This window comes from Novipirellula methanifontis (assembly GCF_052161655.1).
Lineage (GTDB): Bacteria > Planctomycetota > Planctomycetia > Pirellulales > Pirellulaceae > Novipirellula.
This window is the reverse complement of sequence record NZ_CP197418.1, coordinates 4311145-4323226: the sequence shown is the minus strand read 5'-3', so window position 1 is coordinate 4323226 and position 12082 is coordinate 4311145. Positions and strand designations below refer to the sequence as shown.

Sequence of the window (12082 nt, the reverse complement as noted above, 5' to 3'; positions counted from 1 at the left end):
CACTTGCAAAGTCGGCTTGCCTAATTGCGGTCGCGTCAACACGGACAGTGGCGAGCGAGTACATTAACGTACTCGCCCCACTATCCCCCTCTTCCATGACGCCTACCGATGTTTCGAATTCCCACATGCGTTTTAGTGCTACTGACTTGGACATCCGCAACCCTTGTCTTCGCCGACGACAGCCAACCGAAACCGGCTGGCTATAAAACCGCGACGGATCTCATCTACCGCACTTCCGACGACGCGTCGATCAACGAGAAGTGTCGTCTGGATGTCTACTACCCCGAAAACGCCAAAGACGCCGCCGCGATCGTTTGGTTTCCCGGCGGGGGACTGACCGCCGGCAAACGAGAAATTCCCTCGTCGCTGAAAAAGAAGGGCGTGATCGTTGTCGGAGTCGATTACCGACTCAGTCCCGATGTGACAGTAAAGGATTGCATCGACGATGCCGCCGCGTCTGTCGCTTGGACATTCAATAACATCGAGCAATACGGTGGATCACCCGACAAGATTTTTGTGAGCGGGCATTCTGCAGGCGGCTATCTGACCAGCATGGTTGGGTTGGACAAAAAATGGCTCGCGGCTCATCAAATTGACGCCGACAAAATCGCGGGTCTGATCCCCTTTAGCGGCCACACCATCACTCACTTCACCGCTCGCAAGGAACAGGGGATCGACGGCAAACAGCCGGTCATTGATGCCCTGGCTCCGCTGTTTCATGTTCGCAACGACTGTCCACCGCTGCTGTTGATCACCGGCGATCGTGAACTCGAAATGCTGGGGCGTTACGAAGAAAACGCTTACATGTGGCGGATGATGCAGGTCGTCGGTCACCCGCAAACCACGCTGTACGAATTGGATGGCTTTGATCACGGCCAGATGGGGCAGCCTGCGTTTCCACTGCTGCTCCGCTTTGTCAATTCGATCGCTAAAAAATAACACGCTAACGGTAACGCCTCACCAGGAATCAGACATGCAACCGGAATCATCTCTAAAGCGTCGTGATTTGCTGACCTATGCCGCATTTGGCAGCGCGGTCTTGGCAACGGGAAATAACGCAATCGCGGCGCCCGCCGACTCGACCGAGGGCGTCCCGTCACGTCCGAAGTACAAGATGAAAAAGTCGATCAATTTGTGGGCGTTTCCGTACCCCGACAAGATGACGCTGCGACAGTGCATGCAACTGGCCAAGGACGCCGGTTTCGACGGGATCGAATTGAACTATGACCTCGAAAGTGATCTGTCACCCAAATCGGGTACGAAAGAGTTCACTGAGATTCGTAAGATGGCCGACGAGATCGGGATTGCAATTAGCGGCGTCTGCTCGTTTCTGTTTTGGCCTTATCCGCTGACCAGTAACGACCCCGCCGAACGAGCTCGCGGCATGGAATTGGCCGGCAAAATGACACAAGCGGCTCACGATCTAGGGACCGAAAATTTGCTGGTCGTTCCGGGCGCAGTTCACATGCCCTGGCGTCCTGATCATGATCCAACACCCAACGACGTTTGCGATCGACGGGCTCGTGAGGCAATCGGAAAACTGTTGCCGCAAGCCGAGAAGCTGAACGTGTCGCTGAACATCGAGAACATTTTCTTCAACGGCTTCTTAATGTCTCCGATGGAAATGGTGGATTTTGTCGACAGTTTCTCTAGCGAACATGTGCAGGTGCATTTCGACACGGGAAACATCATGGAGTACCAGTTCCCTGAGCATTGGATTCCGATCCTCGGCAAACGCATCAAAAACATCCACTTCAAAGAGTACACGAAGAAGGGCAGCGACCATTCTTTGGAAGCGTTTCGGCCTCTGTTAGACGGAACGACCGATTGGCCCGCAGTCTTGGCCGCATTGGACAAAACCGGCTACGACGGATATCTGACGTTCGAGTACTTCCATCCCTACGCGCACTTCCCCGAAGCCCTGATCTATCAAACCGCCGATTCGCTCGATCGCATGCTCGGCATCAAGCAAGCCTAGTCGTAGCGGAAGCCGTCAAGACTTTCGTCGATCAGGGGGGGAGCGGTTGTGGAACGAAACTCAACGCGAGTTTCGATACATTCGCTTCGCTAAACAAAAAAAGCCCGCTCGATCGCTCGAGCGGGCTTTCACTAAAGAGTCAACAAGTTACCGGTTCAACCTATTTCTTGGCCTGACGACTAAACAGTCGAGTAGGTTCTTCGGTCGTTACTTCTTGCGACAGTTTTTCACTCGAAAGCGTGGCTTTAAACAGCACGTTTTCATTTCCACTGGCCTTGGCGGTGACCTTGTAATCCATTCGATCGCCAGGCTTCATCGTCTTGATTGGCTCGAAGGTTACCGACGAACCGTCTTGACTGTGCTTGGTCGGCCCTTCGGCAGACTTGAAGGTCAATCCATCTGGCAGTTCGGCTACGACCTGGACTTTGCTGTCCGCAGCATCACCCTCGTTCCAAACTCGGATCATGTAGACCACTTCGTCGCCGTTAGAGACGGGGTCTTCGTCATCGATCACCAACATTTGCATCGCAGGCAACCGCACGATCTTGACTTCCGCCATTGCCATCGACGTAGCTCGCGCTTCGGCCTTGGCTTGATCTTCCGCACCATCTACAGAACAAACATAAGTTGCAACGACTTTGGTCGGCAGTTTATCAATGTCCCCGGCACGCAGTGCGTAGTCAAATGTGGCGGTTTGGCCCGCTTCCAAACGATTAATGGTGATGGTGTCCTCGTTCATCTCCATAGCAATCTTCTGATCGCCCGAATCGTTGTTACCCGATTCGTTGTTTTTAGACTTTTTGTCCTTCGCATCACTGTTTTTCGCCGACTTGTCCTTTTGATCCTTATCGGACTTCTTATTCTTAGCCGGCGTCGGTTCGCCCTGGTTGGACGTCTCGCTCTGCTTATCCTGCTTCGCAATCGAAACATTACTCATGTCGAGCAATCGAGACTTATTGGGCCACAGCACGCGAACTTGAACATCTTCCGCTACGGCGTTTCCGGTATTGGTAACGCTGGCAGTGAATTCAGCCATTTGATCGCCATACAATCGGCTCGGACCATCGACGTTCACAGCCAAATCAGCAGTGATCACCTCAGTACTGGTTTCTTTGCTGCGAGATTGCAAGTCGCTCTTCTTCGCTTTTGCAACCGCACGGCTCGAAAACGTGCCCGCTTTCTGAGCGTAGACACGTGCAACAAATTTGCGAGTGTCGCCGGCTTTCAAACCATCGACTTGGAATTCCAATTCGCTGTTGCCTTTGATCGTGGCCAGACCATCGCCCAGCGAATCGCTGACAACAAACGGCCCTACATCGCCAGACCCACCGTTTTTCACGGCATATTCAAGCTCAATCACGTCACAGCGATTCGCTTTTTCGGGTGCCGTTTTGGTTAGCTCTAGCTGAGGCTTGACGACCTTGCTCGACAAGCACAACGCAGGAGTGTAGCTGGCGATCTCGAGACAACTGCGAAGTTCGCCCTCTTCGTCGGCCGACGCAGTCACTTCGAGCGTCCGGCTCTGACCTGGAGTCAACGTCGCGATCTTCATGCTATCGCCCGAAGTCGAAGTTTTTTCGGTAGTGGTCTTTTTCGCGTCTTTCTTGTTTTGCTTTTTGGCGTTTTCACCTTTCACCGACACCGACTCGATGCTCAGGCCTTTCGCCTTACGTTGCTTCAGCTCGATGTCATGCAAGACAATATTGTCCGATGCATTGGTGACTTCGACCGTGTACGTGAACGATTCGCCTACCCGCGTCTCTTCGGGCATCGACGCACGAAGCATCAATAAACCATCGCCCGTCGTGATCGTTTCATCTGCTTGAGCACGGCTAGGACTGACACAAATCGCGGCAGCGACCAGCATCGTAAAGAGAGGTGTTGTTTTTAACCAACGTGACATTGTAATACCTTTGAATGGACTGGAGGGGAAAAGGGAAGAGCCGCACTTTCGACTCCACATAACCACATCTGTGTTCAGCTGAAAGAGTTGTGGATACCCTCAGCCGGTCGCAACTGGCGCGCCGAAAGTGGCAGCGTCTCGAATACCAACGGGTCAAACAGGCAGGTCATCACGCTGCTCCGTCCGTCTGAGCCCCGCTATAGCAAACCAAAACGAATCCAACAAAAAGACTCCGCTTACACCGGAGCGGCATCTAACGAACTGATCTAGAACGAGGGACACAACTCGTTTGATTGCTCGTCGCCCAACGTGGTGGGTCATCCACAAACGCGGTTCCTGCGGAGACTGCTGATTTCGTTAGCCGATTTGGCGCTAGCCACGGTTTCGTCACTATCCAACCGGGGCTAGCGCCCAAACGGAACGCTCTGAAGCATTTTTTAGTAGCTACCTTCGCCAGAAGGTGGTGATTCGCAATAGACACCAACAATCCACGCTCTGGCGAGCGTAGCTACGAAACGCAAATGCTGTAATTTGCAGCTTAAAATCGTTCACGGCGTTGGGCGGAGCCCGGGAACGAGGACGAGCGAGATTTTATGATCTGCGAAACGAATTCGCATCGAGGTTTCGGTTATAGTAAAAACCGTGATAGCTTAATCCCGCGAGCGTCTACCGCGTCGCTCGTCCCGCCCGACCAACCTGCCCACCCATCTGATTCGGAACGCAATCATGCGACACCTCACTTCCACGATTCTGCAAACGCTTGGAATTGCGGTGTTGCTGGTCAGCCAAGTTTTGGCCGCCGACCCGCTGCACTTTATCGACACCAGCTTTGAGAATGCTTCGCCACTGGATTGGAAGGTCTTGGACGATGGAACCGTCCGTATCGATCTGATGTACGACCACGAGCGTGATTCGCCCAATCGAGCGGCCGGACATTGGCATTTTCGCGTCGATGCGGAACCCGGCAGCGAGTTGACGCTGCTGCTAAACCACTTTTCCAACGTCTGGAATGGCCGTTCGGCGTTGGCATGTTCTGACGCCACGATCGGATTCATCAGCCCCGATGGAAAGAAATGGCAGTCGATCGAAACGGAATTTATCAAGGACGCGGGGCAATTACGTTTCACCGTAACGATCCCACCTAGCGGCAGCTTGTGGGTGGCCCGGCTGCCGCCGTATCGCATCAGTGATTTGAACCAATTACTCGATGACATCCGTGACCATCCGCTCGTAGAAATCACCTCGATCGGCAAAACGGTCCAACAACGGCCGCTCGAGATCGTGCGTATCGGCCGCGAAGATGCACCGAATCGCGTTTTTGTTCGCGCCCGCGCCCATCCCTGGGAGCCTGGCGGCAACTGGGTCGTCGAAGGCATGATGCGTCATTTACTGAAAACGCACGACGATCAGAGTGCGTCGTATTTGGACCGATATTGCGTTTACATCATGCCGATGGCGAACAAGGACGGCGTCGCGATGGGGCGAACGCGGTTCAACGTACTCGGCAAAGATCTCAACCGCGACTGGAACGCCGCGCCGGATGCAAAACTGTGTCCCGAAAACGCCGCCCTCGAACAATGGCTGACCGGAATGCTCGACTCAGGCCGCCGTCCCCACTTGGCACTGGAGATGCACAATGACGAGAGCGGCAAACTGCATCTCAGCCGCCCCGACGACACGCAGCTCGATGCCTACTTGGTCCGCATGAATCGCCTGGAATCACTGCTCGTCGAAAAAACTTGGTTCCGCGAAGGGGCAACCGATCCAACGTTCCACAACTCGGGAACGCTTGGCGAAGGCTGGCTCTCGCGTTTCGGCATCGACGCCGTGATTCACGAGCTAAATGCGAATTGGATCGAAGGACTCCAGTCACGGCCCTCCGCCGAGCACTGGATGACCTACGGCCAACAACTCTGCGAAGTGCTGGACGCCTATTTTAAAGCAGCCGATTGATCTTCGTTCCTGCTATGTCACCTCTCCCGAGCGCAGCTGGGGAGAGGTCGGACGGGCCCTTCAGGCCTCGTCCGGGTGAGGGCCGACCGAGCAAGGAAATCGCGGCAAGCGGTTGTCGGTGGGATGTCCAGTGCGAGTAAGCCGGAGACAGACCCTCACCCGAGCATCGCTGTGGGCTCTGCTCGACCTCTCCCTAAACTGCGTTTTCGGCAGAGGCGGCAGTTTACGAGTCACCTCTCCCGAGCGCAGCATGGGAGAGGTCGGACGGGCCCTTTAGGCCTCGTCCGGGTGAGGGCCGACCGAGCAAGGAAATCGCGGCAAGCGGTTGTCTGTCGAATGGCAAGTGCGAGTAAGCCGGAGACAGCCCCTCACCCGAGCATCGCTGAAGGCTCTGCTCGACCTCTCCCTAAACTGCGTTTTCGGAGAGGTGGCAATTTACGAGTCACCTCTCCCGAGCGCAGCTGGGGAGAGGTCGGACGGGCCCTATAGGCCACGTCCGGGTGAGGGCCGACCGAGCAAGGAAATCGCGACAAGCAGATGTCGGTCGGATGTCCAGTGCGAGTAAGCCGGAGACAAGCCCTCACCCGAGCATCGCTAAAGGCTCTGCTCGACCTCTCCCTAAACTGCGTTTTGGGAGAGGTGGCAGTCTACGAGTCACCTCGCCCGAGCGCAGCATGGGGAGAGGTCGGACGGGCCCTTCAGGCCTCGTCCGGGTGAGGGCCGACCGAGCAAGAAAATCGCGGCAAGCAGATGACGGTGGGATGTCCAGTACGAGTAAGCCGGAGACAAACCCTCACCCGAGCATCGCTGAAAGCTCTGCTCGACCTCTCCCTAAACTGCGTTTTCGGCAGAGGTGGCAGTCTACGAGTCACCTCGCCCGAGCGCAGCTGGGGAGAGGTCGGACGGGCCCTTAAGGCCTCGTCCGGGTGAGGGCCGACCGAGCAAGGGAATCGCGGCAGGCGGTTGTCGGTGGAATGTCCAGTGCGAGTAAGCCGGAGACAGGCCCTCACCCGAGCATCGCTGAAGGCTCTGCTCGACCTCTCCCTAAACTGCGTTTTCGGCAGAGGTGGCAGTCTACGAGTCACCTCGCCGCCCAGCTAATGAAGAAGTCTAACGCGGTAACCACTCAGTTTGCAACAAACTGAATGATCCGAGCCGCATTGCCGCTGCTGCGTGTTTTGTACGCGATTTTCAGCTCGACGGTATGCTCGCCCGCTTCCAAATCGGTTGCAAACATGACGGTTCGCGGATAATGCAGCCCTTTACTGTGCTGGTGATACAAATCCACCACGTTGAACGGCCCCCCATCGACACTAGCTTCGATCATTCCTGCATCCGGTCCCGCGACAAGATAGGCACCGATTGCCGTCCCGACGAACGAGAGTGACACGGTGTCCCCAGGCTGCTCGCCGCACAGCATCGGAAGCTTGCGGAAACGCTCGCGAGTGCTCCCTGGCAACGATGACCAATCGGGAACCGAAATCGTCCAACCGTTTTGAATCTTCGCGGTGGCAGGATCGATAAAACGTCCTCTCCAGTAACTGGTCGCATCCAGCGGCGACTCGGGCAGCTTGTGCGGCTGGATCGCCGAGTCCTGGGCCAGCGGTTTCGCCCAAGCTTCGCTCATCAATTCGTCGATCATTGTCGCGGCGATCGAATTGCCCGCCGGTGCGGGATGCACTCCGCCGTACTGCTTCCAAGTCAACGTGCCGTCGGTGATACGATCGGCCACTTCGCTTGCCAATCCGATCGTCGACACGCCGTAATGCTCAGCAACCGCCGTATGCGACGCAATCGTCAGCGGCGTATTACCGTCTTGCAGCGTCGCCAGCATCGATTCGTTGACGAAAAAGGTAATCACCAAATCGATGTTCGGATTGGCGATTCGGGCGTGACGTACCAATCCTTCCATCCCGCGAATGCAAGCGTCTTTGGAGTGATGAGCGTCCTGGTCATCATTAACCGCGAACTCGATGAACAACAAATCGATGTCGCCGCGGTCCAGCACATCCGACTGCAATCGAAACGCCCCAGTGGTTGAACACGTCGATGAGATTCCTGCATCAATGAAGTTGAACTTCGTCTCAGGAAAACGTTGCTGCAAAATATTGCAAACCATCGGCCGATAGCCATCCATCTCGGTGATCGAACCACCAATGAAAGCCACGTTTCCAGTTTTCGACTGCTCGAACTTGATCCGAGCATTCTGAAACTCGCCGCGAAACGCCACATGATCAGCAGCGAACCCGCTGCTGACGATCAATGACAAAGCAACCAGGATCAGAGAGCGGTACGCAGTAAATCGTCGTTTCATCTTGTCGTAGCTTCGAGTGGGTGAGAAACGGTTCGAATGAAGTTGAAAGTATTCGGTCTTGGACGAGGACTATGAGTCCCAGGAAGTTTGCGATCGCCGTGGGGGATTCGTTGCCTCATCCACTACGAGTCTTGGGCGAGTTTCGCTACGGACGAGAGCAGGATCATGCCACCGAGGGTGCTGGTTCCGCTCGCTTGGTCATCAACGACACGACGATCAAGGTGGCGAACGCCAATGGAATCGTGACAATTCCCGGTTGAGTGAACGGCGCGATCGCGTCCGCTCCGTTCCAACCGTACACCTTCTCGTAAGTGTCAGCGGACAACAAAATCCATCCCAACGAGCTGACCATGCCAACGAGCACACTGGATATGATTCCCTCTTTGGTCGTTCGCTTCCAAAACAACAACATCACGAGCGCTGGCAAGTTCGCACTCGCAGCAACGCTGAACGCCCAACCCACCAAGTAGCTGACGTTCATTTCTTTGAACAGGATCCCCAACAGAATCGCGATCGCTCCGACCACGACGGCAGCCAACTTCGCGACTCGCACTTGTGCGTGTCCCGACAACTCGATCCCCATCACTCCGCCGATCAAATCGTGAGCCACCGCGCCACTACTGGCCAAAATCAAACCGCTGACGGTCCCCAGTACCGTGGTGAACGCAATCGCCGAAATGATCGCAAACAACCATTGACTCATACTGCGAGCCAACAAGGGAGCGGCCATGTTGGTGTCAGTCAGATCCAACGCGTTGCTGGTCATCGCTCCGAGTCCGAGGTACAGCGTCAGCACGTAAAAGAAGCCGATACTGGTGATTCCCACAATCGTACTTTTGCGAGCCGCCGCTCCGTCTTTGACCGTGTAATAGCGAATCAAAATGTGCGGCAGCGACGCAGTGCCGCAAAACAATGCCAACATCAACGACAAGAAATTAATTCGGTCGGTGGGCTTTCCACCGCGAATCCCCGCGAATTTAGGATGCTCGCCCGGTCGCAGCACGCGTGTACCCTCGGTCGGTTTTTGATAGAAGACCTTCGTCGATCCGCCATCGTCATGCCGGATCACTTCGCTGCCCCAGAGCACAATTTCGCTTTTGGACATCGTCGTGAAAAACGAGATCGGCCCGAGTGGCTCACCCGACTTGTAATCCGACGGCAACTTCGAAACATGTCCCACCGCTTGCAACTGACGTTCGCCTTCGCCTGATCCGAACGGCAACCCGTCGACCGTCCGCGAACCGTCGGCCGCAGTGGTCATCTCTTGGGCTTGCTGCAGCATGACTGGATCGTTCACCTTCAAGGCCGCATCCGCTTCCATTGCTTGCACGCGATAGATTTTGTAACCACCCTCGTCATCGGCCAACCGAATAAACTCGGGATGCTCGGCCCATTGCCCGGTAGGCGGAATCACATCATGACCGTCGATCTGTGCCTGCGAAAGACTTGCGGACGCGACCGGGCCAATCGATTTCAATCCGCCATCGGACTCGACGAAACCGCGTGCAAGCAACATCACGACCAAAATGGCACTGAAGAAGACCAGCAGCGAGCCTTTCAAAAATTGCACCCATGTCGTCGACACCATCCCCGCAGTCACGACGATCACGATGACCACCATCCCTACTAAGACAACGCCCACCCAATGGGGAAAACCGAGTAGCGGCTGGATCAACGATCCTGCACCAACCATTTGCGGAATCAGATAAAAAATACTGACCGCCAACGTGCTGATCCCCGCAGCCAGCTTGATGCCACGCGAGTTGAACTGGGCGTCCAAGGCGTCGGCGAAGGTGAATCGACCAAGTCGTTTCATCGGCTCGGCGATCACGAACAACGCCACGATCCAGCCCGCCAGATAACCGATCGAATACAGGAATCCATCGTAGCCGTAAGCCGCGATCATCCCGCAAATTCCCAGGAACGATGCGGCGGACAAATAGTCGCCTGCGAACGCGACTCCGTTTACCGCCCAAGGGATTTGACCGTGTGCGGCAAAGTATCCTTCGCTCGAAGTGGCTTTGCGGCCAAGGAAAAAACTGAGCCCGACTGTTAAGACAACAAACGCCAAAAAGACAAAAACCGCGATCCATGAAGGTTCGTAAATCATCGTGACGCTCCTTCGTTTGTATCGCTGTTCTTTTCATCACTCGCGGGCGACCCGTTGATCGGTTCGTTGCGACACATCACTCCATACAGTAGTGCCATCACGATCGCGGCGATGATCAAACCAAAACCGTATACGATCGCGAGGTTCAATCCCGCTAACACGACCGTTTCCATTTTCTCGGCGGCAAACGCGTTGATGAAAACGAATCCGGCGTACAGAACCAAGTAAATGACAAACAGCAAGATGCCAAGTCGTGAGTTGTATTGACGCGCCGCGGTGGGCACGTCCGGTTTGGGCAGTGGATGGGGCATAAGTGAGTGAGAAAGGGGGAAGAGAGAATGGGAGTTGGGGAGTTGGGGAGTTGGGGAGTGAGGGAGCAACGCAGGCCAAAGCAAGCGTCGGGCCCCATATTAACCAAACTCGCACTTCAAGGGGGACGTCAGAAACACAAACTTGGAAAGCGTTGACGACGATTCCGATTTTTCCACCACGCACGCCCCACGACCGTGGAAACAGACTCGTCGTAGCGAAAGTCGCCAAGACTTTCGGCAGGTGCTGGCTGTTGATCGAGTGAGCCGCGACGCGTAAGCGGCCGGGTTCCACGCACGAGAGCCTCCGGCTAGGAAAATCATAACCCGAAGCGTAAGCGAGGGACTACAAGCAGATCGCGTCTCGATACAAGAGGTCCCTCGCTCACGCGTCGGGTTGCGATGGCGATCGCTACGCGGCCCCGTGAATAACATGTTTTCGTGAGCCGTGACGCGTAAGCGGCCGGGTTCCACCCACGACCCGGTGCCTTACGGCCCACGGCTCACAGGCTGCCCCCCGAAACTCTTCGCGAGTTTCGCTACGGCTGATGACAGGCTGGAAGCCTATCTCACATTCAGGCTGATTTTGACTCGCAATCCGTCGTACGCCAACGAGATGCCGGCGGGTAGCTCGCGGTTGGTCTGCTCGTGCTCGAGATCGTGTGAGATGTGCGTGAAATAAGTCTGCTCGGCTCCGACCCGGCTGGCCATCTCGATCGCCTCGGCCAAATTAAAGTGCGTTGGATGAATCGCGTGCCGCAGAGCCCCGACCACAAACGTCTTGACCCCGCGAAGTCGCTCGACCGACGAATCGGGAATCCCGTTGGTATCGGTGCAATAAGCAAAATCGCCCATTCGGAACCCCAACACGTTGAAATGAGGCCCGTGAGTCATCGGTATCGGAGTGATCGGAACGCCAAACACCTCAAACGTATCTTCGACAATATTGCGAAAACAAAGCTGCGGTACCGCGCCCGGATGCGTCGGCTCTCGCTTCGAAAACGCGTAGTCAAACGAATGACGGATCCGCTGCTCGACGTGGCTTTGGCAATACAGGGGGACTGGGTAGCCGAGCCGAAACGGAAAAAGACGTAAATCGTCTAGCCCGAACAGATGGTCTGCGTGCTCGTGAGTGAACAATACGGCGTGGATCAGCGGTATTTTTTCTCGCAGCAACTGCGTCCGCAAATCGGGCGGCGTATCGATCAAAATCGTCCGCGATGCGTGATGCGGCGTCTCGTGATCGAACTCGGGATCGCTGTACGCAATCGACTCGGGCAACCGAATCGTGATCGCACATCGAGTGCGGTTATTGCGGGGATTATCGCTCTGGCACACCGCGCATTCGCAGCCCAACGCGGGCACGCCGACGCTGGTTCCCGTCCCCAAAAAGACGACTTCGGCCTGAGTGGATGGATCGGATCCCGAAGCAGCGGAATTCGGGGTCGGCGGGGGCTCTGGATTGACCATAACGAAGGAACTTCTCAGCGATTTGGAAAGCTGTCAATAAGCCCCT

Annotated in this window: 8 protein-coding genes; 3 read left to right on the top strand and 5 right to left on the bottom strand. The window is 55.6% G+C overall.

Features of this window, described 5'->3' with window-relative positions:
* Nucleotides 1–108: 108 nt before the first annotated feature.
* Nucleotides 109–939, top strand: coding sequence for an alpha/beta hydrolase (locus SH528x_RS15250; protein ID WP_442511375.1), 831 nt, complete (start codon nucleotides 109–111; stop codon nucleotides 937–939).
* 34 nt (nucleotides 940–973) lie between these two features.
* Nucleotides 974–1978: a sugar phosphate isomerase/epimerase family protein gene (locus SH528x_RS15245; RefSeq protein ID WP_442511374.1), complete on the top strand. Its 1005-nt coding sequence runs from the start codon at nucleotides 974–976 to the stop codon at nucleotides 1976–1978.
* Between the two features lie 160 nt (nucleotides 1979–2138).
* Here the strand turns inward: SH528x_RS15245 and SH528x_RS15240 are convergent, their stop codons facing one another.
* Entirely contained in the window at nucleotides 2139–3881 is a 1743-nt protein-coding gene (locus SH528x_RS15240) for a DUF11 domain-containing protein (RefSeq protein ID WP_442511373.1), read from the bottom strand.
* Nucleotides 3882–4607: 726 nt separating this feature from the next.
* On the opposite strand from SH528x_RS15240, the gene SH528x_RS15235 reads away from it, so the two are divergent.
* Nucleotides 4608–5834: a M14 family zinc carboxypeptidase gene (locus tag SH528x_RS15235; RefSeq protein ID WP_442511372.1), complete on the top strand. Its 1227-nt coding sequence runs from the start codon at nucleotides 4608–4610 to the stop codon at nucleotides 5832–5834.
* A 1126-nt stretch (nucleotides 5835–6960) separates the two neighbouring features.
* Here the strand turns inward: SH528x_RS15235 and SH528x_RS15230 are convergent.
* The 4 genes from SH528x_RS15230 to SH528x_RS15215 form a co-directional block, all read right to left on the bottom strand.
* Nucleotides 6961–8148: a GDSL-type esterase/lipase family protein gene (locus tag SH528x_RS15230; protein WP_442511371.1), complete on the bottom strand. Its 1188-nt coding sequence runs from the start codon at nucleotides 8146–8148 to the stop codon at nucleotides 6961–6963.
* 163 nt (nucleotides 8149–8311) lie between these two features.
* Nucleotides 8312–10258 carry a sodium/solute symporter gene (locus SH528x_RS15225; RefSeq protein ID WP_442511370.1) on the bottom strand — a complete coding sequence of 649 codons (1947 nt, stop codon included), beginning with the start codon at nucleotides 10256–10258 and terminating at the stop codon, nucleotides 8312–8314.
* Nucleotides 10255–10569, bottom strand: a complete 315-nt coding sequence (locus tag SH528x_RS15220) for a DUF485 domain-containing protein (protein ID WP_442511369.1) — start codon at nucleotides 10567–10569, stop codon at nucleotides 10255–10257. The genes SH528x_RS15225 and SH528x_RS15220 overlap by 4 nt, the downstream gene beginning before the upstream one ends.
* Nucleotides 10570–11130: 561 nt before the next feature.
* Nucleotides 11131–12036, bottom strand: a complete 906-nt coding sequence (locus tag SH528x_RS15215; protein WP_442511368.1) for an MBL fold metallo-hydrolase — start codon at nucleotides 12034–12036, stop codon at nucleotides 11131–11133.
* Between the last annotated feature and the right edge of the window lie 46 nt (nucleotides 12037–12082).